This window comes from Caenimonas sedimenti (assembly GCF_007833165.1).
Taxonomy (GTDB): domain Bacteria; phylum Pseudomonadota; class Gammaproteobacteria; order Burkholderiales; family Burkholderiaceae_C; genus Ramlibacter; species Ramlibacter sedimenti.
The window spans coordinates 85695-112228 of sequence record NZ_VOBQ01000005.1; the positions used below are offsets into that span (position 1 = coordinate 85695).

Annotated in this window: 31 protein-coding genes, 1 tRNA gene and 1 riboswitch; of the genes, 25 read left to right on the forward strand and 7 right to left on the reverse strand. The window is 67.4% G+C overall.

Annotated features, from left to right (window positions below):
- Positions 1 to 36 precede the first annotated feature (36 nt).
- Positions 37 to 480 (reverse strand): CHRD domain-containing protein, encoded by a 444-nt coding sequence (locus FN976_RS07755; protein ID WP_186510782.1) that lies wholly within the window; start codon positions 478 to 480, stop codon positions 37 to 39.
- Complete coding sequence (locus FN976_RS28800) at positions 477 to 665, reverse strand: hypothetical protein (RefSeq protein ID WP_186510783.1); 189 nt, start codon at positions 663 to 665, stop codon at positions 477 to 479. Before FN976_RS28800 ends, FN976_RS07755 begins: the two co-directional genes overlap by 4 nt.
- Positions 666 to 763: 98 nt before the next feature.
- Here FN976_RS28800 and FN976_RS29690 point away from each other — a divergent pair, with 98 nt between their 5' ends.
- Both FN976_RS29690 and FN976_RS07765 read left to right on the forward strand, forming a co-directional pair.
- A complete protein-coding gene (locus FN976_RS29690; RefSeq protein WP_186510784.1) occupies positions 764 to 2212 on the forward strand; it encodes a crotonase/enoyl-CoA hydratase family protein in 1449 nt (482 codons plus the stop codon).
- Positions 2213 to 2360: 148 nt separating this feature from the next.
- On the forward strand, positions 2361 to 2672 hold the full coding sequence (locus FN976_RS07765; protein WP_145892438.1) for a hypothetical protein: 312 nt from the start codon (positions 2361 to 2363) through the stop codon (positions 2670 to 2672).
- A 33-nt stretch (positions 2673 to 2705) separates the two neighbouring features.
- Here the strand turns inward: FN976_RS07765 and FN976_RS07770 are convergent, their stop codons facing one another.
- Genes FN976_RS07770 through FN976_RS07780 form a run of 3 tightly spaced genes read right to left on the reverse strand, consistent with a single transcriptional unit; the run spans position 2706 to position 4523 of the window.
- Positions 2706 to 3446: a glutathione S-transferase gene (locus tag FN976_RS07770; RefSeq protein ID WP_145892439.1), complete on the reverse strand. Its 741-nt coding sequence runs from the start codon at positions 3444 to 3446 to the stop codon at positions 2706 to 2708.
- The gene (xth, locus tag FN976_RS07775; protein WP_145892440.1) at positions 3443 to 4258 is read right to left on the reverse strand and encodes an exodeoxyribonuclease III; all 816 of its coding nucleotides are present in this window, start codon (positions 4256 to 4258) and stop codon (positions 3443 to 3445) included. The genes FN976_RS07770 and xth overlap by 4 nt, the downstream gene beginning before the upstream one ends.
- 46 nt (positions 4259 to 4304) lie before the next feature.
- A complete protein-coding gene (locus FN976_RS07780) occupies positions 4305 to 4523 on the reverse strand; it encodes a hypothetical protein (RefSeq protein WP_145892441.1) in 219 nt (72 codons plus the stop codon).
- A 600-nt stretch (positions 4524 to 5123) separates the two neighbouring features.
- Here FN976_RS07780 and FN976_RS07790 point away from each other — a divergent pair.
- From FN976_RS07790 to FN976_RS07800, 3 genes are all read left to right on the forward strand, one after another.
- On the forward strand, positions 5124 to 5888 hold the full coding sequence (locus FN976_RS07790; protein ID WP_186510785.1) for a DUF4198 domain-containing protein: 765 nt from the start codon (positions 5124 to 5126) through the stop codon (positions 5886 to 5888).
- An 84-nt stretch (positions 5889 to 5972) separates the two neighbouring features.
- Entirely contained in the window at positions 5973 to 6920 is a 948-nt protein-coding gene (ku, locus tag FN976_RS07795) for a non-homologous end joining protein Ku (protein WP_145892444.1), read from the forward strand.
- Positions 6917 to 7576 carry a hypothetical protein gene (locus tag FN976_RS07800; protein WP_145892445.1) on the forward strand — a complete coding sequence of 220 codons (660 nt, stop codon included), beginning with the start codon at positions 6917 to 6919 and terminating at the stop codon, positions 7574 to 7576. Before ku ends, FN976_RS07800 begins: the two co-directional genes overlap by 4 nt.
- On the opposite strand, the gene FN976_RS07805 is transcribed toward FN976_RS07800, so the two are convergent.
- Positions 7524 to 8519 (reverse strand): LysR substrate-binding domain-containing protein, encoded by a 996-nt coding sequence (locus FN976_RS07805; RefSeq protein WP_255440225.1) that lies wholly within the window; start codon positions 8517 to 8519, stop codon positions 7524 to 7526. The genes FN976_RS07800 and FN976_RS07805 overlap by 53 nt on opposite strands.
- 82 nt (positions 8520 to 8601) lie before the next feature.
- Between FN976_RS07805 and FN976_RS07810 the strand changes: the two genes are divergently transcribed.
- From FN976_RS07810 to mnmC1, 6 genes are all read left to right on the forward strand, one after another.
- The gene (locus FN976_RS07810; protein ID WP_186510786.1) at positions 8602 to 8883 is read left to right on the forward strand and encodes a DUF2917 domain-containing protein; all 282 of its coding nucleotides are present in this window, start codon (positions 8602 to 8604) and stop codon (positions 8881 to 8883) included.
- Positions 8884 to 9014: 131 nt separating this feature from the next.
- On the forward strand, positions 9015 to 9413 hold the full coding sequence (locus tag FN976_RS07815; RefSeq protein ID WP_186510787.1) for a response regulator: 399 nt from the start codon (positions 9015 to 9017) through the stop codon (positions 9411 to 9413).
- 103 nt (positions 9414 to 9516) lie between these two features.
- Positions 9517 to 9723: a hypothetical protein gene (locus FN976_RS07820; RefSeq protein ID WP_145892449.1), complete on the forward strand. Its 207-nt coding sequence runs from the start codon at positions 9517 to 9519 to the stop codon at positions 9721 to 9723.
- 143 nt (positions 9724 to 9866) lie between these two features.
- Positions 9867 to 10169, forward strand: coding sequence for a hypothetical protein (locus tag FN976_RS07825; protein ID WP_145892450.1), 303 nt, complete (start codon positions 9867 to 9869; stop codon positions 10167 to 10169).
- 264 nt (positions 10170 to 10433) lie between these two features.
- A complete protein-coding gene (locus tag FN976_RS07830; RefSeq protein ID WP_145892451.1) occupies positions 10434 to 10706 on the forward strand; it encodes an oxidative damage protection protein in 273 nt (90 codons plus the stop codon).
- 7 nt (positions 10707 to 10713) lie between these two features.
- Complete coding sequence (gene mnmC1, locus FN976_RS07835) at positions 10714 to 12420, forward strand: FAD-dependent 5-carboxymethylaminomethyl-2-thiouridine(34) oxidoreductase MnmC1 (RefSeq protein ID WP_186510788.1); 1707 nt, start codon at positions 10714 to 10716, stop codon at positions 12418 to 12420.
- Here the strand turns inward: mnmC1 and FN976_RS07840 are convergent.
- A complete protein-coding gene (locus FN976_RS07840) occupies positions 12395 to 13132 on the reverse strand; it encodes a response regulator (RefSeq protein WP_145892453.1) in 738 nt (245 codons plus the stop codon). The two genes, mnmC1 and FN976_RS07840, sit on opposite strands and share 26 nt — an antisense overlap.
- A gap of 230 nt (positions 13133 to 13362) precedes the next feature.
- Between FN976_RS07840 and FN976_RS07845 the strand changes: the two genes are divergently transcribed.
- The 14 genes from FN976_RS07845 to FN976_RS07905 all read left to right on the forward strand — a co-directional run bounded on the left by FN976_RS07845 (position 13363) and on the right by FN976_RS07905 (position 26492).
- Positions 13363 to 15186, forward strand: coding sequence for a nitrite/sulfite reductase (locus tag FN976_RS07845; RefSeq protein WP_145892559.1), 1824 nt, complete (start codon positions 13363 to 13365; stop codon positions 15184 to 15186).
- Entirely contained in the window at positions 15183 to 15575 is a 393-nt protein-coding gene (locus tag FN976_RS07850) for a DUF934 domain-containing protein (protein WP_145892454.1), read from the forward strand. The genes FN976_RS07845 and FN976_RS07850 overlap by 4 nt, the downstream gene beginning before the upstream one ends.
- Positions 15572 to 16300 (forward strand): phosphoadenylyl-sulfate reductase, encoded by a 729-nt coding sequence (locus FN976_RS07855; protein WP_145892455.1) that lies wholly within the window; start codon positions 15572 to 15574, stop codon positions 16298 to 16300. The genes FN976_RS07850 and FN976_RS07855 overlap by 4 nt, the downstream gene beginning before the upstream one ends.
- Positions 16297 to 17229 (forward strand): sulfate adenylyltransferase subunit CysD, encoded by a 933-nt coding sequence (gene cysD, locus FN976_RS07860; protein ID WP_145892456.1) that lies wholly within the window; start codon positions 16297 to 16299, stop codon positions 17227 to 17229. The genes FN976_RS07855 and cysD overlap by 4 nt, the downstream gene beginning before the upstream one ends.
- Positions 17229 to 18500: a sulfate adenylyltransferase subunit 1 gene (locus FN976_RS07865; protein WP_145892457.1), complete on the forward strand. Its 1272-nt coding sequence runs from the start codon at positions 17229 to 17231 to the stop codon at positions 18498 to 18500. Before cysD ends, FN976_RS07865 begins: the two co-directional genes overlap by 1 nt.
- Positions 18501 to 18568: 68 nt before the next feature.
- Complete coding sequence (gene fdxA / locus FN976_RS07870; RefSeq protein WP_145892458.1) at positions 18569 to 18898, forward strand: ferredoxin FdxA; 330 nt, start codon at positions 18569 to 18571, stop codon at positions 18896 to 18898.
- A 17-nt stretch (positions 18899 to 18915) separates the two neighbouring features.
- A complete protein-coding gene (locus FN976_RS07875; protein WP_145892459.1) occupies positions 18916 to 20028 on the forward strand; it encodes an NAD(P)/FAD-dependent oxidoreductase in 1113 nt (370 codons plus the stop codon).
- A gap of 94 nt (positions 20029 to 20122) precedes the next feature.
- Positions 20123 to 20226, forward strand: a riboswitch (TPP riboswitch).
- Between the two features lie 75 nt (positions 20227 to 20301).
- A complete protein-coding gene (locus FN976_RS07880; protein ID WP_145892460.1) occupies positions 20302 to 22437 on the forward strand; it encodes a TonB-dependent siderophore receptor in 2136 nt (711 codons plus the stop codon).
- A 38-nt stretch (positions 22438 to 22475) separates the two neighbouring features.
- Positions 22476 to 22551, forward strand: a tRNA-Asn gene (locus tag FN976_RS07885).
- 72 nt (positions 22552 to 22623) lie between these two features.
- Positions 22624 to 23673 carry a tyrosine-type recombinase/integrase gene (locus FN976_RS07890; RefSeq protein WP_145892461.1) on the forward strand — a complete coding sequence of 350 codons (1050 nt, stop codon included), beginning with the start codon at positions 22624 to 22626 and terminating at the stop codon, positions 23671 to 23673.
- Between the two features lie 152 nt (positions 23674 to 23825).
- On the forward strand, positions 23826 to 24050 hold the full coding sequence (locus tag FN976_RS28810) for a hypothetical protein (RefSeq protein WP_186510789.1): 225 nt from the start codon (positions 23826 to 23828) through the stop codon (positions 24048 to 24050).
- A 162-nt stretch (positions 24051 to 24212) separates the two neighbouring features.
- Positions 24213 to 24857 (forward strand): hypothetical protein, encoded by a 645-nt coding sequence (locus FN976_RS07895; RefSeq protein ID WP_145892462.1) that lies wholly within the window; start codon positions 24213 to 24215, stop codon positions 24855 to 24857.
- Positions 24858 to 24994: 137 nt separating this feature from the next.
- Positions 24995 to 25252 (forward strand): hypothetical protein, encoded by a 258-nt coding sequence (locus tag FN976_RS07900; protein ID WP_145892463.1) that lies wholly within the window; start codon positions 24995 to 24997, stop codon positions 25250 to 25252.
- Positions 25253 to 25583: 331 nt separating this feature from the next.
- Positions 25584 to 26492 carry a hypothetical protein gene (locus tag FN976_RS07905; protein WP_145892464.1) on the forward strand — a complete coding sequence of 303 codons (909 nt, stop codon included), beginning with the start codon at positions 25584 to 25586 and terminating at the stop codon, positions 26490 to 26492.
- The last annotated feature ends 42 nt before the right edge of the window (positions 26493 to 26534 follow it).

The following is a 26534-nucleotide window of genomic DNA, read 5'->3' on the forward strand; positions in this document are numbered from 1 at the left end:
CTGGTTGCGTGCGCAACCAACGTCACATGGGCGGTGTCAGCGGCTGGCCAGCGGCCGCAACTGACCGCGCAGCTCGCCCTGCGGGTGGCGCGCGGTGTGCAGGTTCACGTACCACTGGCCGGACGCCAATTGGCCGAATTGTTCCGGCGTGATGCGCGATTCGCCCTTCAGCGGCTGCGCGTTCAGGTTGCCGTCGAAAGGCAAGACGACAGCGGCGTTCTGACCCGGCCCGGCGGGGCCGTGCAGGTGCGCCGCGGTCACGGAGCCACTCAGCCCCTGGAACGTCACGCTCCAGCGGATGCTCTGCGTCCGGTGGTCGTACACCACGTCAGCCGAACCGCTGCCCGTGCCGGCGACCGCCGGTACCTCCTGTGCCCCCGACAACTGCGCAACGAAGCCTTCGATGCGGTCGGAGGACTTCGATGCGGCGCAACCCGCGAGCGCCAACACGCCGGCCAGGGCCGCCGCACGCCAGATCATTGGCGCTCCTCGTCGCGTGCCGCGGTGCCGGGCTCGGCGGCGGACGGCGCCGGCTCGCGGCCGGCCGGCGGCTGCTGCGGTGCCTTTTCCCCCAGCGTCTTGTTGCCGCAGCCGTCGGCATTGCCCGGGCTGTCGTTGCCGCCGCGTTCCGCGTCGGGGCCGATGCTTGTCGCCGTGTTGCTCATGCACCCACTCTAGTCCCTGGCACGGCCGTGTCATGTAGGACGCGACAGCACGCCGACGCAACGCTGGCTAAACTGCCCCGGACCAGAGGAGACACGCCATGCCAAGCTTCAGTACGCTGGAGATCGCCGCCGACCCGGGGAATCCACGCGTCGCGCGGCTGCTGCTCAACCGCCCGGAGCGGCTGAACGCGATCAACGAGGAAACGCCGCGCGAAATCCGCGCCGCCGTCGACTGGGCCAATGCCGAGGATGCGATCCATGTGATCGTGGTGGAAGGCGCCGGCAAGGGCTTCAGCGGCGGCTACGACCTGAGCCAGTTCGGCGAAGGCCAGATCGACCACCCCTGCCAGCAGGAGCGCCATCCCTGGGATCCGCTGGTCGACTACGCGTACATGAAGCGCAATACCGAGGACTTCATGAGCCTCTGGCGCAGCCCCAAGCCCACCATCGCCAAGGTGCATGGCTACGCCGCGGCGGGCGGCAGCGACATCGCCCTGTCCTGCGACCTGCTCGTGATGGCCGAAGACGCCCGCATCGGCTACATGCCGACGCGCGTCTGGGGTTGCCCGACGACGGCCATGTGGACGTTTCGCCTGGGCCCCACGCGCGCCAAGCAACTGATGTTCACCGGGGACACGATCGACGGCCGCACGGCCGGGGAATGGGGACTGGCCAACACCGTCGTGCCGGCCGCCGAACTCGACGCCGCCACGCTCCGGCTCGCCGCGCGCATCGCCGGCGTGCCGCGCAGCCACCTGGCGATGCACAAGATGGTTGTCAACCAGGTGCTGCTGACGATGGGCCTGGAGCAGACGCAAAGCCTGGCCACCCTCTTCGACGGCATCACCCGCCACAACCCGGAGGGGCTCTGGTTCCGCCGCTACGCGCAGGCCGAGGGCTTCAAGGCCGCCGTGCAATGGCGGGACAGCGGCAAGCCGATCCCGGAGGGCGACGAGGCACGCGCGCTCATTCGCGAGCTGGAAGCCAGGCGGCATCTCGCGCCGGGCGCCCGGGCCGAGCCGTCTGAAGTGCTGCAATTCTGGCGTGAGGCAGGTCCCGACCAGTGGTTCCGCAAGGACGCCGCGTTCGACGAGCGGTTCCGCCAGCGCTTCATGGCGTCCCACGAAGCCGCCGCCGGCGGCGGGCTGGATGCATGGGCGCAGACGCCTGAAGGCAGCCTCTCCTTGTTGATCCTGCTCGACCAGTTCCCGCGCAACGCATTTCGAGACTCGCCGCGCATGTACGCAACGGACGCCAAGGCGCGCGAGATCGCGCGCGCGGCAGCGTCCAGGGGGTGGCCGAACCAGGTGGAGCCTGAGTTGCGCCAGTTCTTCGCCCTGCCCTTCCAGCATTCCGAGCAGCTGGCGGACCACGAACAGAGCGTCGCCATCGCCGAATCGCTCGGCGGCGAGGCCTTGCGCTACGCGCGGCATCACCGCGACATCATCGAGCGCTTCGGCCGGTTTCCCCATCGCAATGCGCTGCTCGGACGAAGCAGCACGCCGCAGGAAGAAGAGTTCCTGCGGTCCGGCGGCTTTGCCGGTTGACAGAAGCCGCCAGGGGCCCTCCCGCCCGCCCGCTGGTTCCACGCCAGCGTGGCGGAGGCGGCCGGTTTCTCTCTGTCATCCTGGTGTAATGTTGCGATGCAACATTGATGCTGCACCGCACAAAACGCGGTGTTCAGAGAGGACCCGGATGAAACGCAATCACGCTTTCGGATGGGGGCTGGCCCTGCTCGCTGCGCAGGCCCTCGCCCAGCAGCAACCGCAACCCCAGGCGGCACGGAAAGAGGACGTGAAGGTGGCCCAGGCCGGCGACAGCCGCTGCCGCAAGGACGTCAAGGACTACGTCGACACCCTGCGCTTCGTGCGCCAGACGGCTGGCGCGCAGATCGGTGACAAGGTCGCGGGCGGCTTCATCAGCGAACCCGAGCTCGACAAGGTGGTGGCCACCCAGGGGCATTGCGCGGCGGCGCAGCTGCTGCGGGACAAGGGGACGCCACGGTGAACCGGTGGGCAGTGGCGCCGGCGGACGCCGGTTTCAGTCGTCCAGCTCGGGATAGGCGCGGAACAGCCCCTCTTCATTGAACGGGATGCGCCGCTGGCTGGCCAGGTACGCGGCCAGCCGCCGATGCTGCGCGACGCCGGCGTGCAAAGCGCGGACGCGGGGCGCCTTCTTCAACACGCGCCGCGTCGCCCGCGGCAAGGCGTACTGCAGGCCTTCGACCACCTGGAACAGGGACAGGTCCGGATAACTGAGGCGCCGGCCGACCAGGCGCGGGAGCTCGCGTCCGGCGTTGCCGGGGTTGCGTTCCAGCACCTTTTCGAACCAGCCGAAAAACTTGGGCAAGCGGTTGGCGCGGAAGTCGGTGGACCGGCGAACCGCCTCGTCCTTCTGCTCTTCGTAGTACAGGCTGCTGCCGATCGGGTGATGCAGATCGTGCACCTCGCTCACGAAGTCGGCGATGGTGAGCTGGATCTGGTGCGTCCACAGCGCGTCGGCTTCGCCCTTGGGCGCCAGCCCCAGGCGCGGCCCGAGATAGAGCAGGATGGCCGCGGTCTGGCCGATCACGTGGCGGCCGTCCACCAGAAAGGGGCAGGCGAACGGCGGCCTCGCGGAGGCATTCCCCTCGAGGAATTCCATCATGGCCGGCAGGCCTTGCCTCTCCTTGCCAGCGCCGCGTGCGACGTCGACATAGTCCGCGCCGGCGGCTTCGAGCGCCAGCCGCACGAATTCGCCGCGGCCCTGGATGGTCGGCCAGTAGTGCAATTCGAAAGTCATGCCGCCGCTCGCTTTTTCTTCTTGGCCGGCAGCAGCTTCTTGCGATCGAGCGTGATCCAGGTGGGCGCATGGTCGCTCGCCTTCTCGAGGCCACGTACCCACGTGTCGACCCCGGCTTCGCGCAGCGCGGGCGCCAGCGTCACGTTCAGCAGCAGATGGTCGATGCGCAGGCCGGCGTTGCGCTGCCAATGCTGCCGGAAGTAGTCCCAGAACGTGAACACGGCCTCGTCGGGATTGAGGTGCCGGAGCGCGTCGGTCCAGCCCTGGGCGAGCAGGCGCGCGTAGGCCTCGCGGCTTTCCGGCTGCAGCAGCGCGTCCTTGCGCCAGGAACGCGGGTTGTAGATGTCCGCGTCGGTGGGCACCACGTTGTAGTCCCCCGCCATCACCACCGGGTGGCCGCTGTCATGCAGCGTCTTCGCATGGGCGATCAGCCGCTCGAACCAGGCCAGCTTGTAGTCGAACTTGGGGCCGGGCTGCGGGTTCCCGTTGGGCAGGTAGAGGCAGGCGACGACGATGCCGTCGATCGCCGCCTCCAGGTAGCGGCTGTGCTCATCGCCCGGGTCCCCGGGCAGTTCGCGGCGGATTTCCACCGGCTCGACGCCACGCGACAGGATCGCCACGCCGTTCCAGGAACGCTGCCCCTTCCATAAAGCGTGATAACCGGCTTCGCGCAGCTCGCGCGCCGGAAAGGAGCCGTCGAGCGCCTTCAGTTCCTGGAGGCAGGCGACGTCGGGCTGCTCGCGCTCCAGCCAGGCCAGCAGGTGGTCCAGCCGCGTCTTGATGCCGTTGACGTTGAAGGTGGCGATTTTCATCCTGGCGGCCGCCTCCTACAGACCGGCTGCGCAGCGCAAGCGTAGCCTAAGGCTTGCTGCGGCGGCGGCTGTACTTCTCGGCGCCGCCGCTGCCGCCGCCGTCCGGGAAGTCATGGGCATCCAGCCGCCCGCGGCGCGGTTGGAGCGGTGCCTCCACAATGGTGCTCGCGCTGTTCTCGCCGTGGTCCGGCTGGGCGGGAACCGAACTGGTCGGTGCGTCGCCCTGCTTGGCACGCGTGGGGCTGGTATTTTCACGTGGGTGCATGATGGCACCTTAAGCAGGGCCGGACGCGCGGACTGTCGGACAAGGACCCAAAGAGGGAATGCGAACACCAATCTGCCTGGTTCTATGGAGTGCCCTGGCCGCGGGGGCGGCGGACTCGCCGGCGCAGCCGTCGCCGGACCCATTGAAATCCTCGGCCTGCGCTGAGGCCCTGCAGGCCCTGGAGGCCGCGCGCGGCGCTGGTGACCGGGGCGCGACGGAAATCCGGCGCCAGGAAGCGGCGCGTGCCTGCCTGGGAAGCGCGGAAGCGCCCGCGCGCCCGGCGCGGGCCACGCAGCCTCCGCTGTCCGTTTCGCCGCCGGTGATCCAGCCGCCAGCCCACCAGCGAGCGGCACCTCCGCCAGCGCCGCCCCAGCCGCCAATGGCGGTCGGCCGTCCCTCAGTGCCGGCGCAGTGCGATGCGGCCGGCTGCTGGGTCAACGATGGCACCCACCTGCGGCTCATTCCCTCGCCATCCATCGGCGCGGGCAGGTGCAGCACGCTGGGAACGCAGGTCCACTGTCCCTAGTGTCCTGGCTGCCTGTGTCCCCACTGATTCGTGCGTTGCTGCTTGCGGGCCTTTGCCTGCTGAATGGGCGTGCCTTGCACGCGCACGAATTCTGGCTGGAGGCCGCCGGATCCGGCAAAGGCCAGGTCGCCCTGAGGCTGTACGTCGGCGAGGCGCTGGTCGGCGAGCGCGTCGCCTGGACGCGCGCCCACGCGGAGTCCTTCCGCGTCCACACCGCCGCCGGCGTGCAGGACCTGACCGCCGAGGTGCCCGCGGAGGGTTTGCAGCCTGAATTCCTGTGGTCGCCAGGCAAGGCAGGCACGCACCTGCTGGCGTACGAAAGCCTGCCCAGCTTCGTGACGCTCGAAGCCGGCCAGTTCAATGCCTACCTGCGCGAGGAAGGCTTGACCGGCGCGCTGGAGCAACGCGCGTCGTCCGGCCAGTCGGCGCAACCGGGACGCGAGCGCTTCCGGCGCAGCGCCAAGCTCTTGCTGGGGGGCGGTGCTGCGGACACCGTGCACGCCATGACCACAGGCCAGCGCATCGAGATCGTGCCGCTGGACGATCCGCTGAGGCACCCCCCGGCGCGGCCGTTGCGCTTCGAAGTCCGGTTCGGCGGCCAGCGATTGCCCGGTGTCCTGGTGAAGGCCTGGCATCGGCGCAACACGCAGACCGTGCTGGTCCGCGCCATCACGGACGATGCCGGCCGCGTCGTTCTCGAGTTGCCCCATGCGGGCGAATGGCTGCTGAACGCGGTCCACATGGTGCCCGCGGCGGACGCTGCCATCGCGGACTGGGACAGCTACTGGGCCAGCCTGAGCTTCCGTACGCCGGTGCGCCGGCCGGCACGCAGCCGTTAGCCTCCCCCTGCATGGGCTGACTGCGGCGTCCTACACGGGGAGCCGCCCAATCTGTCTACGGTGGATGGGCTGTAGAGGATCACCATGCCCGCACCCACGAGTTCCCGCACCCTCTGGAAGGGAGCGATCAGTTTCGGCCTGGTCCACATCCCGGTCACCCTCCACTCGGCAACGGCCGAGAACCGGATGAAATTCAACCTGCTCGACAAGCAGAGCATGAGCCCGGTGGGCAACCGCCAGGTCAACAAGGTCACCGGCGAAGCCATGGCGCGGGAAGAAATCGTCAAGGGCTTCGAGGTGGAGAAGGACCAATACGTCGTGCTCACGCCCGACGAGATCAAATCCGCGCTGCCCAAGTCCACCCAGACGATCGACATCGAGGCCTTCGTCGAGGCTGACCAGATCCCATCGGTCTATTTCAACAAGGCCTACTACGTCAGCCCGGCCGGAAAGGGCGGGCAGAAGCCTTTCGCCCTGCTGCGCGAGACGCTGGAGCGCACGGGCAAGGCCGGCATCGCGCGGATCGTCATCTCGACCAAGCAGCATCTCGCCGCGCTGCTGCCGCGCGGCAACGGCCTGGTCCTGAATCTGCTGCGCTGGGAAGACGAGGTGCGCGACGGCGCGGGCCTCGCCTGGCCGGGTGACGACGTCAAGGTCAGCGCGGCCGAACTGAAAATGGCCGAGCAGCTGGTCGCTGCCATGGCTGGCGACTGGCAGCCCGACCTGTTCCACGATGAGTTCCGCGAAAAGCTGATGGCCCTGGTCGAGCAGAAATCGCGTGAAGGCGCATTGCAGACGGTCACGCCGGTTCCTGGAGAGGAAGTGGCGACCGGCGCCGAGGTGATCGACCTCACCGAACTGCTGCGGCGCAGCCTGCGCGGCGGCGCATCTCCGGCGGCGCCGCGGAAATCGGCGCCGGCGACCACGGCCGCCAACGATGAACCGGCTCCCGTGAAGAAGGCTGCGGCGCGCAAGTCCGCAGCGGCGGCACGCGCGTCGGTCAAGGCCCCGGCCAAACGCAAGAGCGCATGAAGACGCAGTCCCTCGCCTGCGCGGCCTGCCTGCTCTGCGGCCTGCTCGCCGCTTGCAAGGAAAGCCCCGCACCCCTGACGTCTACCGTGTCGGGCTCCGACACGGCGGTTCTCGGCAACGCGGCGCAGCATTCGCCAGCCGCCCAGGCGATCCCGCCGCCACCGCTGCCGGCGGACGTCCGCGCACAGCTGGTGCCTTCCGGCCCTGGGACCGCCGTGGCGCTCTGGGTCCAGGGTGGCGAGATCATGGCGTCCACCTACGCGTCCGACCGCGGCTGGGCACCCGCCCAGGCGCTGGAGCAGATCTACGGCGATGCCAGCGAGCCCCAGCTGGCCAGCGACGGCAAGGGATACGCCATCGCGGTCTGGCACCACACCGTCGGGAAGATCCACAGCCTGCGCTTCAGCCGCTACGAAGCCGGCACCGGCTGGAGCGTCCCTGACGTGATGCCCGGTGCGCTACCGCGCCCCGCCGGCCAGGCCGGCGCGCTCCAGTTGCGGATGGATGCGTCCGGCCAGGCGTTCGCAAGCTGGCCGAGCGGCTTCGACGAGAACGAGGTGCAGTCGTCGCGCTTCATCGCCGGGCAGGGCTGGAGCCGCGCGGTCAGCGAGCCGACGGCGGCAGCGGTGCGCGGGAGCGCGCCGAACGGCGGCTAGCCGGCGCCGGCGCCGGCGCCGCCCGCGCCAGTTCCGCTTCGGCATGCAGCCAGCGCGCGAAATCCTGGGCGTCCGGGTTGTGGGCAGCTTCCGCCGCGAGCGCCACGAAGTAGCCACGCCGGGAGGCTGCACCGGACCTGAACGGCGTCACGAGGTCCTTGCGGCGCAGCAGGTCGGCGAGCAGCGGCAGGCGGCCGATGACCACGCCCTGCCCCGCCACGGCGGCGGCGACGGCCTCTGAATACTGCGTGAAGCGCATCGTGTGCGCCATGTGCACGCCCTCCAACCCCATCAGCTGCAGCCAGGGCTCCCAATCCACCGTCAACGGGGCGTCGCGCATCTCGATGGTGAGCAGGGTGTGGTGCTCCAGGTCAGCCGGTTCGCGCAGCGGCCGCCGTCGGTCGCGCAACAGGCCCGGCGCGCACATCGGCTGAACCTCTTCCTCGAACAGCGCGCTGCCCTCCCCGGAGGCGCAGGGCACGAAACGCACGGCGACGTCGACGGACCCGCGAGCCAGGTCGACCATGTCCAGCGTGGCGGAAATGCGGACATCGACCTGCGGGTGCCCGGCGGTGAAGCGCGGCAACCGGGGGATCAGCCAGAACGATGCGAAGCCGGGCGTGCAGGTGACGGTGACCTGCCGCGGCGCCGTGGCCGCGCGCACGCGAGCTGCGGCATCGCGCAGCCGCTCGAGGCTGTCCTGCACGGCGCGCTGCATGATGCGCCCCGCTTCGGTGAGGGCCAGCGCACGGTGCCGGCGCTCGAAGAGCGGCACGCCCACGCTCTCCTCGAGGAGCTGGATCTGCCGGCTGACGGCCGACTGTGACAGGAACAGTTCCTCGCCGGCCAGGGTGAAGCTCAGGCGCCGGGCGGCCGCCTCGAACGTATGCAGCAGATCCAGCCGAAGCGTGCGCTGCGGGTTTTTCGCATTCCCTGCGTGCATGCCAATCATGCGAATTCACCGTTTGTCCAGCTTGGAGACGCTCAGTATATTCATTCCCATGTTGCATGCAAAGGCGCACACCATGAATGCACTTCCCCACGACCTCCGCCTTCCCGCACGGGCCATCCACCGGATTGCGGACGTCGCCGGCCTGCAACTGCGCTGCAGCGAAGGCACCCTTTGGCTCACACTCGACAACGACCCGCGAGACGTCATCCTGGAGGCCGGCGAGAGCTTCGTCGGCACCGAACACCGGCACGCCATCGTCTATGCGCTGAAGGATGCGCGGCTCTCGGTCAGCGCAAGCGTTGCGAGAGCCGAAGCGGCGCAACCCGCTTTCTGGCGGACGGCCCAGCACGCCTGAAGCGGCCATGGTCGGGCAGTTGTCCTACGTCTGCTTTCGAAGGTCACCGCTAGATTCACATTCGATGTGCGTCGGTCGGCCGGGCTGTCCAGTATTCGCCGACACCGATGCGCCCATCCCGGGAGGGGCTGTTGGCGGTCGATGTCTTGCTGGTCGAGGATCTGAGGAACGTGCAGGCCGCGATGGTCGACATGCTTCATGGCCTGGGCGACTACCGGGTGGTCGCGACCATTTCCACTGAAGCGGAGGCGCTTGCCTGGCTGGACCAGCACCCCGGAGCCTGGGGCCTGGCCGTCATCGACCTGGTGCTGGACCAAGGCAGCGGCATGAGCGTGATCATGCGTTGCCGCAAGACGGCGCCGGATGCCAGGGTGGTCGTCTTCAGCAACTTCGTCTCGCCCGTGATCCGCGCGCACTGCCTCAAGCTCGGCGCGGACGCCGCGTTCGACAAGAACTCCGAGCTCTCCGAATTCGCCGAATACTGCGCTCACCTTTCGCCGCACGCCAAGCGGCCGCAGCCAAGCGCCTGACCAGAACCGTGCGGCCTGTCCTACGGGCTTGCCGGTTTTGCGATGACAGGTTCTGGCGGCCCTGCGTCCACACTGGAAGTCCTGAAAATCGCAAGAGGCAGCCGTGGCGAAACGCACGCAGAACAGTGGTGCTGGCAAGGCCCGCCGGACCGCACCCGAGGCGCGCGGCCCTGTCGCGCGGGCACGCCACACCGGCGAGGGCTCCGCGAGTGCATTGGCCACGCTGCAGCTGATGGAACGCGACCGCAACGACGGCCGGGGAGTCCCGGATCCCATCGACAGTCCCGCTCCCAAGGATCTCAAGCGCTGACGCGGGGTGCCGCCCTGCAGGCGCGTCGGCGTTGAAGCACAGCAGGGTTGCGCTGTCGGACGGCGGTTGCAGTCCCGGTCCGACAGCCGGGCTTCGCGGCACCGTCCAGAATGACTTCATCAACAAACCAAGGGAGTCTCTCCATGCGTAAAGCTAGTTTCGTGATCGCCGGCCTGTTCTCCGCTGCCGCCCTCGGCCTCGCCGGGTGCGACGTCCAGAAGACCCAGTCGGGCAACGTCGACGTTCCCAAGTACGACGTGTCCAAGACGAAGGAAGGTGACGTGACGCTGCCGAAGTACGACGTGACCGCGCCCAAGGTGGACGTGACCACGACCGAGAAGCAAGTGACCCTGCCGGACGTGGACATCAACGCGAAGAAGGAAACCATCACGGTGCCGAAGGTCGAAGTGACCCCGGCCGACAAGGTCGCCGAATCCAAGAAGTAAACCGGGAGACCGGGAAAGTTCCCCGCGTTTCGACCGCTTACGCGGCGGACGTGGGCTTCGCAAAGCCGGGGAACTGACACCCGGCGAGCGAGTCAGACATGGGCAGCAAGGGCGATCCGTCGCCCTGGTGCTCCTCTCATCAAGGAACTCTGGGCCGGCTTTTCGCCGGCCCTTTTTTTCGTCCGCCGGAACGGCCGGCACCAGGGCTTCTCCAGACTTGCTACAGTCGCGTGGAAGCAACACTCTTTCGAAGAAGACTCCCCCATGGCGCGCACCGTTCAATGCATCAAACTCGGCCGCGAAGCCGAGGGCCTCGATTTCCCTCCCTATCCCGGTGAACTGGGCAAGCGCATCTACGAGAGCGTGAGCAAGGAAGCCTGGCAGCAGTGGCTGAAGCAGCAGACCATGCTGGTGAACGAAAACCGCCTGAACCTGGCCGACCAGCGGGCCCGCGACTACCTGAAGCGCCAGATGGAAGCCCACTTCTTCGGTGGCGGGGCGGAAACGGCCGCGGGCTACGTCCCTCCGGCGTCCTGACGGCGCCGTGAAGTCGGGCCTGCCCCAGCCCTGGGCCGGTCATCGGCAGTGGACGGTGCTCCAGGGCGGCTTCGGGCTGGGCCTGGAGTTCCTGGCCCTGTGGCGTGCCTGGCTGACGGACGAGGGCCGGCCCGGCTTGCTGCATTTCGCGGTGGTGGAACCGAACCCGGTCGGCGCCGAAGACATCCTGCGGGCCGCCGAAGCTTTCAGCGAACTGCAGCCGCTGGCGCGTGATCTCGCAGGCCAATGGTTCGGGCTGGCACCAGGCATCCATCGGCTCGCGTTCGCGGAGGACCGGGTCCTGCTGACGCTGGCCATCGGAGAGCCGCTGGCCGCGCTCAAGTCATTGAACTTGCGTGCCGACGCGCTCCTGCTGGGGGCCGCCCCCTGGGACGTTCCCTTCCTCGCGGGCGCGGCCGGCCTCTGCCGGCGCGGCGCCCACGTCGAGGCCCACAACCTGTCGGCCGACACCAGGCTGCAATTGGTGCAGCTCGGGTTCGAATTCGAAGGCGAAAGCCCCCATGGACGCTTCTCGCCGCGCTGGCCCTCGCGCCGCGACAACGACGGCGCAGCCGCCCAGGAACCGGCCGATTGCGTGGTGATCGGCGCGGGTCTGGCGGGGGCCGCCGCCGCCGCCAGCCTGGCGCGGCGCGGCTGGAACGTGCGCGTGCTCGATGCCGCGGCCGAACCCGCGGCGGGTGCCTCCGCTCTCCCGGTGGGACTGATGGCGGTGCACACCTCCATCGACGACAACCTGCTTTCGCGCCTGACACGCTGCGGCGCCCGCATCACCTTGCAACAGGCGGCGCTGCTGTTGGCGGAAGGCAGGGACTGGGCCCCCTGCGGCGTGCTCGAACGGCAGGAAGACACGGCGCTCCCCACTGAACCACTGGCCAACCCCGGACTGCGAGCATGGACGACGCCCGCCACCGACGCTCAGAAAGCCGCGGGCGGCCTCTCTGCCGACGCTGGCGCGTGGTGGCACGAGCGATCCGCCTGGATCCGCCCGGCCGCTTTGGTGCGGGCCTGGCTGGCGCAGCCCGGCGTGACCTTTCATGGGGGTCGTACGGTCGAACACGTCGAGCAAACCGGGGCTGGCTGGCGCGTCACCGACGCGCAGGGTCGGCCCCTGGCAGAAGCGGCGCTGGTCGTCCTGGCCGCCGGGCTTGCCAGTGCGCAATGGCTCCGCGGCGAGATCGTCCTGCGGCCCGTCCGCGGGCAGGTCAGCTATGGACCGGTTCCTGCCGGGGTGGCAGACCTTGCACCGTTCCCCATCAACGGCAACGGCCACTTCGTGCCCCGCGTCCCCACAGCCGAGGGCCCCATCTGGCTGACCGGCTCCAGCTACGGGCGAGGCGATGCCGACGTTTCGCCGCGGATGGCGGACCGCCTCGACAACCTGCGGCGGCTGAGCGAGCTGGCGCCGCGGGCGGCCGAAGTGTTGGCGCCGCGATTCGACACCGATGCAGTCCGAGACTGGAGCGGTGTGCGGTGTGTCGCGAGGGACCGCCGTCCGCTGCTGGGGGAAGTCCGGTCCGGCCTGTGGGTGAGCACGGCGATGGGGTCCCGCGGCCTGACCTTCGCCGCCTTGTGCGGCGAGCTGCTGGCAGCGCGTTTGCATGGGGAACCCTGGCCCCTGTCCCGGCGCCTGGCGCAGGCCCTGGACGTGGGCCGCCTGGGCCCGGCTCCTAGACCCGCTTCAGGAGCTCGTTGAGCCGCCTCGGGTGCGGCGGCTTGTCCAGCAGCGCCTCGGCGCCCGCCATCCAGGCCCGCACGTGCTCGGGCAGCGAACGGCCCGCCTTGGTGACGGCGATGTGCGGGATGGCACGCTTGCCCTGGCGCAGTTCGCGCACGAGTTCCAGGGCCTGCATGTCCGGCAGGCCGAAGTCGACCAGGGCGACGTCGTACTGGTTGTCCCGCGCAAGCTCCATCGCATGGCGCCCGCTTTCAGCGTCGTCGGCCTGGGTCAGCTTGGCGAGCGCAAGCCTGGCCCGCAGGTAGAGCCGGTCGCTCCGGATGGGGCCGACGATCAGGGCCCGCTTGTCCTGCATCTGCTCGGTGGGAGGCGCGTCGTCTTCGTCCGCCCCGAGGTCGAGGTCGACTTCCGTGGCGGGGCGGAACACGAGCTCCATGGACTGCACGATGTCCGGCCAGGACAGCGGGCGCTGGAAGGCGCGCCAGGTCCGTTCGTGCGGGTCGCCACCCACCCACATGATCTTGAGGTCGTCGTTCAGCGGCGACTCCGCGTCGACGCGGGCTTCCCAGCTCTGGCCGTCCAGGAAAGCCAGCTTCGCGGGCTCTCCCACTTCAGGCGTCCACAGCTGGTAGACCGTGGGCAGCTCCTCGGACAGCTTGAAGATGGTTTTCAGGGCGTGGCGCTCCTCGTCGGAGAATCCCACGACCTTGACGTAGATGCGCTGTGGCATGCGGCTGGCTTTGTTGTCCCGTCGATTTTTGCTCGGCCATTATGCGGTGACACCCTGGAAGCGCCTAGGACCGGCTTATCCGGGTCCCCACGCCGGCGGGCCGCAAACCCGCACCAGCACTCGCGCATAAGCTTATCTGCATAAGCGCCGGATAAAAAAATAGTTCGGATTCATAAGGGCCTTCCCTAAAGTCACGGGACACGAGGTCCAGCCTCTTGCCCCTGACACCTATGTACAAGTACAACGACTTCGACCGCCAGTTCGTCCAGGCCCGCGCCGCCCAGTACCGAGACCAGCTCGAGCGCTGGCAGGCCGGGCGCCTGAGCGACGATGAATTCCGCCCCCTGCGCCTGCAGAACGGCTGGTATGTCCAGCGCTATGCCCCGATGCTGCGCATCGCGGTGCCCTACGGCGAAATCTCGAGCGCCCAGCTGCGCGTGCTGGCGAAGATCGCCCGCGACTACGACACCCCCGAAGCGGCGCTGCTGGCCGACGCGCAGGCCAAGCAGGATGCGTTGGCGGATGTCCCCGTGCGCGGCGGCACACCGGTGCGCACGCGCCTGAAGACCGGCTACGGCCACTTCACCACGCGCCAGAACGTGCAATTCAACTGGATCCCCCTGGACAAGAGCGCGGACGTGATGGAACTGCTCGCCAGCGTGGACATGCATGGCATCCAGACCAGCGGCAACTGCATCCGCAACATCACCAGCGACGAACGCGCCGGCATCGCGGTGGACGAGATCGTCGACCCACGGCCCTACTGCGAAATCCTGCGCCAGTGGAGCACGCTGCACCCCGAGTTCGCCTTCCTGCCGCGCAAGTTCAAGATCGCCGTCTCCGGCGCCGAAGAGGACCGCGCGGCGATCTACTGGCACGACGTCGGCCTGCAATTGCGCAAGAACGCCGCGGGCGAAGTGGGCTTCCAGGTGCTGGTGGGCGGCGGCATGGGCCGCACCCCGGTCATCGCCACCTGCATCCGCGAGTTCCTGCCCTGGCAGGAGATCCTGAACTACCTCGAAGCGGTGGTCCGCGTCTACAACCGCTGGGGCCGCCGCGACAACATGTACAAGGCCCGCATCAAGATCCTGGTGAAGGCCGAAGGCCAGCGCTACATCGACGAGGTGGAAACCGAGTACCGCCAGATCGTCGAGCAGGACGGCGCCGCACACACGATCACCCAGGCCGAACTGGACCGGGTGTCCGCTTCCTTCACGCCCCCGGTCCTGAAGCGCGAGCGGCGCGGTGCCGACGCCCAGGTGCACGCCATCGTGCGCGCCGACGCCGAAGCCGACCCGGACTACGACCGCTGGCTGCAGCAGAACGTGGCCGCGCACCGCAACCCGGAGCTGCGTGCCGTGACCCTGTCGTTCAAGCGCCTGGGCCAGGCGCCCGGCGATGCCACCGGTGACCAGCTGGACACGGCCGCGGAACTGGCCGACCGCTTCTCCGCCGGCGAGGCCCGCGTCACGCACGACCAGAACCTGGTGCTCCCTTGGGTGCACCGCGACGACCTGCCCGAACTGTGGGCTGCCGCACGCCAGGCCGGTTTCGCCAAGGCGAACATCCGGCTCCTGACCGACATGATCTCCTGCCCCGGCGGCGACTTCTGCGCGCTGGCCAATGCGCGTTCGATCCCGATCGCCGAGGCCATCACGCAGCGCTACCAGGACCTGGACGAACTGCACGACCTGGGCGAGATCGACCTGCACATCTCCGGCTGCATCAATTCCTGCGGCCACCACCACAGCGGCCACATCGGCATCCTCGGCGTCGACAAGGACGGCAAGGAGTGGTACCAGGTGACGCTGGGCGGCTCCGATGGCTCCGCGTTGTCCGGGGCGGCCGCTGCCGGCAAGGTCGTCGGCCCGTCGTTCTCCGCGGCCGAAGTGCCCGAGGTGATCGAAGCCGTGCTGGACACCTATCGGCGCGAGCGCCGGGGCCTGGCCGATGGCCGCTCCGAGACCTTCATCTCCACCCTGCGCCGCGTCGGCATCGAGCCCTTCAAGGCTGCCGCCAACGGCGCGCGCTTCACCGAGCGGGAGGCCGCATGAGCAAATTGAACATCCTTTCGGCAGCCACGGCCGCGCTCGACGATGGGGCGAAGGTGCTGCGTCTTGCGAATGACATCGACGCCCGGACCGTCGACCTGGGCGGCGTCGCTCGAATCGAACTCGATTTCCCCAAGTTCACCGACGGCCGCGCCTACAGCCAGGCCTTCGCGCTGCGCCGCAGGCTGGGCTTTACCGGCGACATCCGCGCGACCGGCGACGTGCTGATCGACCAGCTGGTGCAGATGGAACGCACCGGCTTCTCGAGCGCGGTGCTGAAAGACGGCAAGGACGTCGCCGACGCCGAGCGCCAGTACCAGCGCTTCGCGCGCTTCTACCAGGGCGATGCCGTCACCACGGCCCCTCGTTTCAAGGATGCGGCGGCCGTATGAGCGCGATCGACCTGCATGCACGGCCTTCGAAGGACTTCGAAGCCAAACTGGCCGAAACCCAGGCGCTGCTGATCCGCGCGGCGTCGGAGTTCTCCCCGCTGACGCAGGCCTCCAGCCTGGGCGCCGAGGACGTGGTGATCACGCACCTGATCAACCGGCTGGAGCTGGACATCCCCGTCTTCGTGCTCGATACCGGCATGCTGCACCAGGAGACGCTGGACCTCCTCGAACGCACGAAGGCCAGTTCCCGCGCGGCCGTCAACGTGTTCCGTCCGGTCCAGGAATCGGTGGTGCACTTCGTCACCCGCGAAGGCGCCGAGCCGATGTACCGCAGCATCGAGCTGCGCAAGGCCTGCTGCCACATCCGCAAGGTCGAGCCGCTGGAACGCGCCCTCACCGGGCAGCGCGCCTGGATCACCGGCCTGCGCCGCGAGCAGTCGGCCGCGCGCGCCGAAGTGCCTCTCATCGACACCACGGAGGCGCGCACCAAGTTCAATCCCCTGGCCAACTGGACCTGGGGCGACGTCTGGCACTACATCGGCACGAACCAGGTCGACTACCACCCGCTGCACGACCAGTTCTATCCCAGCATCGGCTGCGCGCCCTGCACGCGCGCCATCAGCCTGGGCGAGGACTTCCGCGCCGGCCGCTGGTGGTGGGAGGACGAGGCCGCCAAGGAATGCGGCCTGCACGTGAAGCAAGACAACGAGAAAGTGGCCGCATGAACGCCAGAGCCGAACCCCAGTTGCTGGCCCCGATCAGCAATCGCCACCTCGACCAGCTCGAGGAAGAAGCGATCTTCGTGCTGCGCGAAGTCGCCGGCGCCTTCGAGCGCCCGACGCTGTTGTTCTCCGGCGGCAAGGATTCGCTGGTGCTGCTCAAGTGCGCCGAGAAGGCATTCGGCAGCGGACGCATCCCGTATCCGCTGCTGATGATCGACACCGGGCACAACTTCCAGGAGGTCACCGACTTCCGCGATTTCCGTGCCAAGGAACTCGGCGCCGAACTGATCGTGCGCAGCGTGGAAGATTCCATGAAGCGCGGCACCGTGCGTCTGGCGCACGAAGGCGAGTCGCGCAACGCGCACCAGTCGGTCACGCTGCTCGAAGCCATCGAGGAATTCCGCTTCGACGCGCTGATCGGCGGCGCCCGCCGCGACGAGGAAAAGGCGCGTGCCAAGGAGCGCATCTTCTCCCACCGCGACAGCTTCGGCCAGTGGCAGCCCAAGGCGCAGCGGCCCGAGTTGTGGACGCTGTTCAATACGCGCATCCAGCCGGGCGAGCATTTCCGTGTGTTCCCCATCTCGAACTGGACCGAGCTGGACGTTTGGCAATACATCGAGCGCGAGCAGATCGCCCTGCCCTCCATCTACTACGCGCACCAACGCCAGGTGATCGAGCGCCGGGGCCTGCTGGTGCCGGTGACCGAGCTGACTCCGCCGAAGGCTGGCGAAGAAGTCGTGACGCGCACGGTGCGCTTCCGCACGGTCGGCGACATCACCTGCACGTGCCCGGTGGAGTCCCCGGCGGCGACACCGGCCGAAGTCGTCGCCGAAACACTGATCGCCGATGTCAGCGAACGCGGCGCAACACGCATGGACGACAAGACGTCTGAAGCATCGATGGAAAAGCGCAAGAAAGACGGGTATTTCTGATGGGCACCGTGGAATACGATCACGACGCCGCGCTGCGGTTCATCACGTGCGGCTCCGTCGACGACGGCAAGAGCACGCTGATCGGCCGCCTGCTGGTGGACAGCCGCGCCGTGCTGCAGGACCAGCTGGCGAGCGTCTCGAAGTCCGGCGCGGCTGATCTGGCCCTCTTCACCGACGGCCTCTCGGCCGAGCGCGAACAAGGCATCACGATCGACGTGGCCTACCGCTACTTCGCCACGCCGACACGCAAGTTCATCATCGGCGACACGCCCGGTCACGAGCAGTACACCCGCAACATGGTCACGGCCGCTTCGAGCGCCGACGCCGCCGTGGTGCTGGTGGACGCGACCAAACTGAAGTGGCAGAACCCGGGCCTGGAATTGCTGCCCCAGACCCGCCGCCATACGCTGCTGGTGAACCTGCTGCGCGTGCCCTCCATCGTGTTCGCGGTGAACAAGCTGGATGCGGTGGATGACCCGACGGTCGCCTTCAACAACATCCGCGGTGCGCTCGAGAAGTTCACTGCGGCCGCGGGCGTGCAGGCGCGCGCCGTCGTTCCGATCTCTGCTTTGCAAGGCCACAACGTGGTCGAAGCCCAGCCGGGCTGGTGCGGCTACGAAGGCCTGGCGCTGCTGCCGCTGCTGGAGCAACTGGACGTGACGCCGGCCGAGAACGCGGAAGCCTTTGCCTTCCCGGTCCAGTGGGTCGAGAAGTTTTCGGCCTCGGCGGACACCTCGCAGGGCCGCCGCGTGTTCTGGGGCCGCGTGGCCACCGGCGAAGTGCGGCCCGGCCAGCAGGTGACGGTGCTCCCCAGCGGCCAATCGGCCACCGTGGCACAGGTGCTGGACCACGCCCGCAAGCCCGGTGAGGTGGCGGCCCGGCACAGCGCCGGCATCGTGCTCGATCGCGAAGTCGACGTCTCGCGCGGCGACTGGCTGCTGGCGCCTGGCGCCTTCGAACCGAGCCGCGAACTCTCCGCCACCGTCGCCTGGATGGACGACGAGCCGCTGGTGGCTGGCCGCGCCTACTGGGCGCTGCACGGCCACCGCTGGGTCAAGGTCAAGGTCAAGCGCATCGTCCACAAACTGGACGTGAACACGCTGGCGGAGGAAGACGCGGACCGCCTGGAGCCCAATGGGATCGGCCATGTCGAACTCGCCTTGCAGGAGCCGCTGGCCACCTTGCCTTTCGCCCGCTCGCGCGCGCTCGGCGCACTCGTGCTGGTGGACACCGCGAGCCACAAGACCTCGGGGGCTGTGCTGGTTCGCTGACAAAGCGCAAGATCCCGGCCTGCGAACACCCTAAAATCAAGGGTTTCCCCGATCACGTCCCAACAACAATGACCCACGTCGTCACCGAATCCTGTATCCGCTGCAAGTACACCGACTGCGTGGACGTCTGCCCCGTGGACTGCTTCCGCGAAGGGCCGAACATGCTGGTGATCGACCCGGACGAATGCATCGACTGCGCGGTGTGCATCCCCGAATGCCCGGTCAACGCCATCTACGCCGAGGAAGACCTGCCGCCGGACCAGGTGCACTTCATCAAGCTCAATGTGGAGCTGTCGCAGGCCGCCGGCTGGAAGAGCATCACCAAGCGCAAGGCCGCGCCGCCCGATGCCGACGAATGGAAGGACAAGCCCGACAAGCTGTCGGAGCTGGTGCGCTAACTGGCTCTCTAGGAATCATGGAACCGCAACTCAATCAAGAAGTGATCAAGACCGCAGCCGAGCATGACGGCCCCATCGAGACCGACGCGGTCATCGTGGGCGCCGGGCCGGTGGGCCTGTTCCAGGTCTTCGAACTCGGGCTGCTGGAGATCAAGGCGCACGTGATCGACTCGCTCGCCTATCCGGGCGGCCAGTGCGTGGAGCTCTATCCCGACAAGCCGATCTATGACATTCCCGCCGTGCCCGTGTGCACGGGCCAGGAACTGACGGACAACCTGCTGAAGCAGATCGAGCCGTTCGGTGCGACTTTCCACTTCGGCCAGGAAGTCTCGAAGGTCGAGCGCCAGGAAGACGGCCGCTTTTACGTCGAAACGTCCAAGGGCACCCGCTTCCTGACCAAGACCATCTTCATCGCCGCCGGTGTCGGCGCCTTCCAGCCGAAGCAGCTGAAGGTGGAGGGCCTCGCCCAGTACGAAGGCACGCAGTTCCACTACCGCGTCAAGAACCCGGCCGACTTCGCCGGCAAGAACCTGGTGGTGGTCGGCGGCGGCGATTCCGCCCTCGACTGGGCGCTGAACTTCTGCGCCGGCAACGCCGACGGCAACCCGCACAAGGCCGAGAGCGTGATCCTCATTCACCGCCGCGACGGCTTCCGCGCCGCGCCGGCCTCGGTGGCCAAGATGCGCGAGATGTGCGATGCGCTGGAGATGCAGTTCATCGTCGGCCAGATCACGGGCATCGAGGAAAAGGACGGCAAGCTGGCGGGCGCCAAGGTCACCGGCGGCGATGGCGTCACACGCGTGGTGCCCATGGACGCGCTGCTGGTCTTCTTCGGCCTCTCGCCCAAGCTCGGGCCCATCGCCGACTGGGGCCTGGACATCGAGCGCAAGCAGCTGAAGGTGGACACCGAGAAGTTCGCCACCAACGTGCCCGGCATCTTCGCGGTGGGCGACATCAACACCTACCCGGGCAAGAAGAAGCTGATCCTCTCCGGCTTCCACGAATGCGCGTTGGCGGCCTTCGGCGCCGCGCCCTTCATCTTCCCGGACAAGAAGATCCACCTGCAGTACACGACGACCAGTCCGAAGCTGCACAAGGTGCTGGGTGTGGAGACGCCGGTTTTCGACTGACCCCGGTTGTCATCCCTGCGAAGGCAGGGATCCAGGGGAAAGCGGCCATTGGCCGCTTTTTTCTTTCGCTACAATCCCACCGCGCTCGCAAGAGTGCAACCGCTAGGGGTGTTGCTGCCTTCCCCGGGCAGCGACTGAGAAAGTCCCTTTGAACCTGATTGAGGTAATCCTCGCGCAGGGAAGCAAGCTTCCGACGGGTCTCCTTGTTCTCCAAGGGGCACATCGCCCGCCGCAGCAAGCCGACCTGCCACCAAACGTTGAAGGACGAACGTCGTGGCAATCCACCAACCCATCCCCCGCGCCGTCGCGTTGCTGCTCGCGGCGCTGGCCGCCTCGACCGCCCACGCCCAGACGGGCACCTTGCGGCCCATCACCGTGACCGGCGGCAACTCGGCGCCGGCCGCGGACGTCATCGGCTTCGGTGACGTGCCGCTGCAGGAGGTGCCCGCATCCGCGAGCGTCATCACGCGCCGGCAGATCGAAGACGTCGGCGCGCGCCGGCTCGCGGACCTGATCCAGTTCGACTCGTCCATCAGCGACGCCTACAACTCGCCTGGCTACTGGGACCAGCTCACCATTCGCGGCTTCACGCTGGACAACCGCTTCAACTACCGGCGCGAAGGCCTGCCGATCAGCGCCGAGACGATGATCGGCCTGGAGAACAAGGAGCGCATCGAGGTGCTGAAAGGCACCAGCGGCATCCAGGCCGGCACCAGCGCGCCCGGTGGCCTGGTGAACTATGTCGTCAAGCGCCCGACCCGGCAGGACCTGCGCGAGGTCCGCCTGCAAGCGACCCAGAAGGCCAGCTTGCTCGGCGCAGTGGACCTGGGCGGACGCTTCGGCACGGATGGCGCCGCCGGCTACCGCCTGAATGCCGCGCACGAACGCTTGCGCCCGCAGCTGCGCAACCTCGACGGCGAACGCAGCCTGCTGGCCCTGGCGACCGACTGGCGCATCGGGCGCGACAGCGTGCTGGAAACGGAGTTCGAATGGAGCCGCCAGTCGCAACCCAGCCAGGCCGGCTTCAGCTTGCTCGGCGCCAGCCTGCCGGCCGTGCCGGACCCACGCCTGAACCTGAACAACCAGCCCTGGTCGCAACCCAACGTCATGGAGGGGCTGACCGGCACCGTGCGCTTCGAGCAAGCCCTGAACGCGCAATGGCGCTGGACGGCGCAACTGGGCAGCCAGCACCTGAAGACCGACGACCGCCTGGCTTTCTCATTCGGTTGCGGCGCGGAAGGCAACTTCGACCGCTTCTGTTCCGACGGCACCTACGATCTGTACGACTTCCGCAGCGAAGGCGAGCGCCGCCGCCAGGATGCCGGCTCGCTGCAACTCAAGGGCAAGGTGACGACGGGCAGCGTCTCGCACGACCTCTCGTTCGGCGCCATGGCGACCCGCCTGCGCAACCGCTTCCAGATGCAGGCCTTCAACTACGTGGGCAGCGGCAACGTGCAGGGCACCGCGGTCTTGCCGGCCGATCCTCGCCTCACCGACCAAAGCACCAATCGCGACGAGCGCTCGGTGGAGTTCTCGGTGCAGGACGCGATCCACTGGAACGACCGCTTCTCCACCTGGGTCGGCGTTCGCCACACGCGCCTGGACCGCGAGAGCGTGCGAACAGACGGTTCGCGCCCCACGGCATACGACCAGGGCGTCACGACCCCCTGGCTCGCGGCCAGCTACAAGCTTGCCCCGGCGACGATGGCCTACGCGAGCTGGGGCCAGGGTGTGGAATCCCAGGTGGTGCCGAACCGCACTTCGCAGTACAGCAACGCCGGCATCGCGCTGCCGGCGCTCAAGTCGAAACAGTGGGAGTTGGGCGTCAAGGGCGGCACGGACCCGTGGGCCTGGCAGCTCGCCTGGTTCCAGATCGAACGGCCGGTCAGCAACCTGGATGCATGCAGCCGCCTCGGCATCACGCCCTGCGAGGGGCGCAATGACGGCAACGCGGTGCACCGCGGCCTGGAAGCGTCGGCCCAGTGGCTGAGCGGACCTGTGCGCCTGGCCGGCAGCGCAACGTGGCTCGATGCCGAACGGCGCGGCAGCACCGCCGAGCCCGCCGTCAACGGCCAGAAGCCCACCAACGTGCCGGACCTGGTGCTGCGGGCGCATGCGTCCTGGAAGGTCCCCTCCGTCACCGGGCTGGAACTGCAGGGCCATGTGTCGCACGAGAGCCGGCGCAACGTGGTGCCCGACGGCTCCATCACGCTGCCCTCCTGGACCCGCGTGGATGCGGCGTTGCGCTACGACCACCAGATCGGCGCGACACGCGCGAGCTGGACGCTCGGCATCGACAACGTGTTCGATCGCCGCCACTGGCGCGAATCGCCGTACCAGTTCGGCCACGTCTACCTCTACCAGGGTGCGCCGCGGACGCTGCGCCTCGCATTCACGGCCGCACTGTGAAGGGACCGCCGAAAAAATTGGCTATAATCTGAGGCTGTTCCTCGATAGCTCAGTCGGTAGAGCGCCGGACTGTTAATCCGTAGGTCCCTGGTTCGAGCCCAGGTCGAGGAGCCAAGTTCTTGATTTGCCAGCGTTTTTTCTGGACTCCACTAGTCCGCCGGTTTTCGGCGCTAAACGGAGAGCGGAATGAACGTGAAGCAGCAGTACGCAGAAGAGGCGATTCCCAACGCTGACTCTGCAGCAATGGGCGAGCGCCTTCGGGCGCTTGCGGTGCGCCCTCAGTCCCTGACGGTGCGCGATCTGATTGACCGCTACATGGCGGTCTATGCTGGTGCGGACACCACACGGGCCCAGAGGCTCGCTGCCTGGTGCGCCCTCGCTGGTGACTTCACCCTCGAAAACGTCGACAGCGACCTGATGCACGCCGGCCGTGCAGAGCTCGCTAGGCAACCTCCGCTGGTGTTCCTGGGGCTGGACCACCAGGGGCGCCGGATTTTTCGCGCCAAGGGCCGCGCGAAGGCCAAGACGCCCGCAACGTTGAACCGGTACATGGTCGCCCTGGCCGCGGTTTTCACCTGGGCGATCGAGCAGCGCCTCGCGCCGCGCGGCTGGGTGCATCCGTGCCGAGGCATCAAGCGCCTGGCCGAGCCGGACGGCCGGGTCCGGTTTCTCGATGAAGCGGAGCGCGGGCGGCTCTTCGCTGCCTGCAAATCGTCGAAGTACCCCAGGCTCTATGCGCTCGCCCTCATGGCGATGCTGACTGGTGCGCGCAAGGGTGAGCTACTGTCACTGCGTTGGCGCCAGGTGGACCTAGAGTCGGGCGTGGCCACCCTCAACAGGACCAAAAATGGTGACCGGCGCACGCTGGTGTTGCTGCCGCAACTTGTGGATGAACTGAAGCCTCTTGCGGGCGACCGGGATCGCTTCGTGTTCGGGTCCGTCAACTCGCGATATCAGGCGCCGGCCTCGGTCGACTCTGCCTGGCGCGATGCGGTAGCGCGCGCGCAGATTCGGGACTTCAAGTTCCACGACCTTCGACATTGCTGCGCCTCCTACCTGGCGCAGGCCGGCACGCCGCTTAATGTGATTGCGGAGGTGCTGGGTCATCGCAAGCTCGACATGGCCCGCCGTTACGCCCACCTCACCACACAGACAAAGGCCACCGCGATGCGCAGCGCGCTGGGGGCCATCGGAACATCTGGTCCCAAGCCAGATGCGCTACCCCTAGCAGGGTAGACAAAGTCGGCCGAGCCAAGCGCGCCAACGCAAGGCCCGACCTAACCACAACGTGCAATTCAGATGAAAAGGTGCACATCATGGCTAATGGGAATGGTAGTCCTCGCTCGATCACAACCATGGGAGCGGCGCGCTCCCATGTTCGAGCGGCGATGAAGCGCGGGAAAGACTGGCAAGCTGGCGCGAGCAGACTCGAACGAGTGGCGCCCGCCAACGAGCTGCAAGCGTTCGTCAATGCAGGGGCAGCGCGCGAACTGAAACGATGGGCCGCGGCGGCGCTGGACGAGGGGTTCCAGTCGTGGCTCTACTGGTGCGTCTACATCTCGCCCAATGCGGCAATCGGGGAGATTGAGCCGCGCGCGGAAGGGTCGCCGTGACAGACTGTGGCACAGCACGCGCAGCATAACGTTTCCGGTAACGCGTTACCGGAAACGAAATCGACTTGCGAGCCGTTCCATGCAACGTACTGTGCTCCTGTGTCGCCCGCTTGCCGGCGCCATGTTGGACATGGGCGCCACACCAAAAGACAATAGACCTCCATGGCTAAGCCGCGTCGTCGAAAAAACTTGGAGCATCTGCTCGCTGCATTCACGGCGCGCCACCAAGGCGTGACGCAGGAGGCGGTCTCCAGTTCGTTGGCGGCCGCAGATTTGGATCGAGTGGGGGCCTTGCTGGTGGACCATCTCGCGACCGGGAACGCCGTGTATCTGATGGAGGCCTTTCTCCATTGCGTCGAGGAGGGGCGGCGGGAGGTTCCGTCGGCCATCCTGGAGTGGCTGGCCGGTGGATTGAATAAGTGGTTTGAGACAGAGGGCGAGTCCGACCTTGCGCGCGCGCTGGGACTGAAGAATGCGCCGGGCAAGCGCGCACCGCTGGAAGAGTGGATGCGTGATGTGGCAGACAACATGCTGTGCGATGACATGGAGGTCCTGATACACCTCGGGGCGAGTCGAGATGAGGCGGCTGAAGTTGCACTTGATCGGAAGGCCAATGAGGCCGGAGAGTGGGCGCACAAGATTTCTCCTGAAACGCTCATTGCAAAGTACGCGGACAAGCATCGGAGCCAGCGAAAAGAGGCGCTCGAAGCCATCTCCGAATCTGCATCTGAATGCAGGGAGTTTCTCTCGCGGTTCAATCGGACGTATATGAGAGAAAAGCTCTTGTCAAGGGTCCGAGCTACCTGAAGCTCGGACCCTTTTCGACACGCAAGCACAAGACAACACTCCAAACCTCACCTAGCAGTGTTTGGGAAACCCCGGGCGCCAATGCGCCGGGGGCGAGGCCTCCCGGCCTCGGCGCTGGCGGGTCAGGAGCTTGTCGAGTGCCAACAAAATCCAATGGCGCGCCCGCCTTCTTGGGTGCCTTCCAGCCGCTGCGCGTCCTTTGGGAGGGGCGCGATCCACCCTTCCCTTCCGAGCAATCGGCAAGGTGGGCGCTTCGCCAACTACGTGAGCCTCTCGTCGTCGCAGGGGCCATTGCGGTGCATCGTGGCCGCACGTTCGTTGATGTTCCCAAGGTCGCTGAGGTCACCGTACGCCTCGCGGTCGAGAAGGCCAGGAAGCGCTATGCCGAGAGCTGACGAACTGCCGAAGCCCGAGCTGCTCAGCGAAGCTGAGGTGTTACGCCGCATCGGCTGGAGCGCCAATCGCCTGATGGACGCGACCATGGCAGGGGCATTTGCTCGGCCCATTTTCCGAGGTGGTGAACGCTATTGGGAGGCGCGTGCAATACGCAGATGGGAGGGGCTGAGCCAAGCGGAAGTGGTCGAGCTCTGTCGCCTGACGGGAGTGGACCCAGCTCTTGTCCAAAGAGCTGTGCCGCACTACTTGCGTATCGCTTCGGGAGTCGAGGTGCGACGGTGGGCCGGGCCGGATGTCCTGCGGTGGATCGCGGCGGCGCTTTGAGTCGCAATGGCGTGGCAGCACTGTGAATTGGTCTGGTCGGAATCCAAGCAGTCGGGGACCGTCCTGCTGGTGCTGCTTTATGTCGCCCAGAGGCTAAACATGCAGACCGGGAGCTGGGACATTTCCGTTGCCGAGATCGCGCGAGCGTGCCGCCTCAGCGAGCGGCAGGCGGCTCGATCGCTCGCCGCGCTGAAAGTGAGCGGGGAGCTGGTTTCCAAGCGGCACGGCGGAATACGTGGCTACAACCGATTCTGGCTCGGGCTGAGTAGCGGCGGGAGTGCCGGGGAACAGATGGCTGCGCAAGCTGGACGAGCCGGCCAACTGCCATCCATGGCAGGGGCACCTGTCACCAATGACAGGTGCCCGCCTACTGCCATCGATGGCAGGGGCTACCTGACATCAGTGGCAGTACTACCTGTCGCGGATGTCGGTTCCAACATGACATCGGCGACACCCGTACTCGGTCTATCTCAAAAACTCATCAGTCTCGAAGGGGAGGTGGAGGTCATGAGGAACAACAAATTCAGGGACATCGCCGCAGCATTGCGCAAGTCCGGTAGCGCGTTGGGGTCCAAAGCCAATGCCAGCTTGCGCGAGGCACTGCGACTCGGCGCCGAATTGAGTGACATCGTGGCCGCCAGGTCGGATGCTGAAGCGTCGGGCGCAGGCGACCCACTGGCCTACGGCCTGGCGAGCCTGGTGAATCGGCTCCGGCAAACGGCTGCCCACACTTCTTCCGTGACCGTGGTAGCCGAATGGGACTGCAGCCGCAGCAGCATCGAGGCAGAGGGTGTTCGCCGGGGCCTGGGGACATGGGACGAGAAAGCCTTCCACAGTGGGAAAGGCGAGAGCTTCTTGACATACACCGGGCGGGTGAGGGTTGCACGCGAACCTGTGGCAAGAGCAGCAGCATGAACACTGATCCTGACCTGCTGTCCGCGATCAATCGACTTGTCG

Excerpts from the sequence above, each read along its gene's own strand:
- FN976_RS29690 (WP_186510784.1), top strand. The coding sequence starts at position 764 with ATGCCAAGCTTCAGTACGCTGGAGATCGCCGCCGACCCGGGGAATCCA.
- FN976_RS07890 (WP_145892461.1), top strand. The coding sequence starts at position 22,624 with ATGAACGTGAAGCAGCAGTACGCAGAAGAGGCGATTCCCAACGCTGAC.
- FN976_RS07770 (WP_145892439.1), bottom strand. The coding sequence starts at position 3,446 with ATGACTTTCGAATTGCACTACTGGCCGACCATCCAGGGCCGCGGCGAA.
- FN976_RS07875 (WP_145892459.1), top strand. The coding sequence starts at position 18,916 with ATGGAACCGCAACTCAATCAAGAAGTGATCAAGACCGCAGCCGAGCAT.
- ku (WP_145892444.1), top strand. The coding sequence starts at position 5,973 with ATGCCCGCACCCACGAGTTCCCGCACCCTCTGGAAGGGAGCGATCAGT.
- FN976_RS07865 (WP_145892457.1), top strand. The coding sequence starts at position 17,229 with ATGGGCACCGTGGAATACGATCACGACGCCGCGCTGCGGTTCATCACG.
- FN976_RS07805 (WP_255440225.1), bottom strand. The coding sequence starts at position 8,519 with ATGCACGCAGGGAATGCGAAAAACCCGCAGCGCACGCTTCGGCTGGAT.
- FN976_RS07780 (WP_145892441.1), bottom strand. The coding sequence starts at position 4,523 with ATGCACCCACGTGAAAATACCAGCCCCACGCGTGCCAAGCAGGGCGAC.
- fdxA (WP_145892458.1), top strand. The coding sequence starts at position 18,569 with ATGACCCACGTCGTCACCGAATCCTGTATCCGCTGCAAGTACACCGAC.
- cysD (WP_145892456.1), top strand. The coding sequence starts at position 16,297 with ATGAACGCCAGAGCCGAACCCCAGTTGCTGGCCCCGATCAGCAATCGC.
- FN976_RS07855 (WP_145892455.1), top strand. The coding sequence starts at position 15,572 with ATGAGCGCGATCGACCTGCATGCACGGCCTTCGAAGGACTTCGAAGCC.
- FN976_RS07765 (WP_145892438.1), top strand. The coding sequence starts at position 2,361 with ATGAAACGCAATCACGCTTTCGGATGGGGGCTGGCCCTGCTCGCTGCG.
- FN976_RS07755 (WP_186510782.1), bottom strand. The coding sequence starts at position 480 with ATGATCTGGCGTGCGGCGGCCCTGGCCGGCGTGTTGGCGCTCGCGGGT.
- FN976_RS07845 (WP_145892559.1), top strand. The coding sequence starts at position 13,363 with ATGTACAAGTACAACGACTTCGACCGCCAGTTCGTCCAGGCCCGCGCC.
- xth (WP_145892440.1), bottom strand. The coding sequence starts at position 4,258 with ATGAAAATCGCCACCTTCAACGTCAACGGCATCAAGACGCGGCTGGAC.
- FN976_RS07895 (WP_145892462.1), top strand. The coding sequence starts at position 24,213 with ATGGCTAAGCCGCGTCGTCGAAAAAACTTGGAGCATCTGCTCGCTGCA.
- FN976_RS07830 (WP_145892451.1), top strand. The coding sequence starts at position 10,434 with ATGGCGCGCACCGTTCAATGCATCAAACTCGGCCGCGAAGCCGAGGGC.
- FN976_RS07825 (WP_145892450.1), top strand. The coding sequence starts at position 9,867 with ATGCGTAAAGCTAGTTTCGTGATCGCCGGCCTGTTCTCCGCTGCCGCC.
- FN976_RS07840 (WP_145892453.1), bottom strand. The coding sequence starts at position 13,132 with ATGCCACAGCGCATCTACGTCAAGGTCGTGGGATTCTCCGACGAGGAG.
- FN976_RS07800 (WP_145892445.1), top strand. The coding sequence starts at position 6,917 with ATGAAGACGCAGTCCCTCGCCTGCGCGGCCTGCCTGCTCTGCGGCCTG.
- FN976_RS28800 (WP_186510783.1), bottom strand. The coding sequence starts at position 665 with ATGAGCAACACGGCGACAAGCATCGGCCCCGACGCGGAACGCGGCGGC.
- FN976_RS07850 (WP_145892454.1), top strand. The coding sequence starts at position 15,183 with ATGAGCAAATTGAACATCCTTTCGGCAGCCACGGCCGCGCTCGACGAT.
- FN976_RS28810 (WP_186510789.1), top strand. The coding sequence starts at position 23,826 with ATGAAGCGCGGGAAAGACTGGCAAGCTGGCGCGAGCAGACTCGAACGA.
- FN976_RS07905 (WP_145892464.1), top strand. The coding sequence starts at position 25,584 with ATGGCGTGGCAGCACTGTGAATTGGTCTGGTCGGAATCCAAGCAGTCG.
- FN976_RS07810 (WP_186510786.1), top strand. The coding sequence starts at position 8,602 with ATGAATGCACTTCCCCACGACCTCCGCCTTCCCGCACGGGCCATCCAC.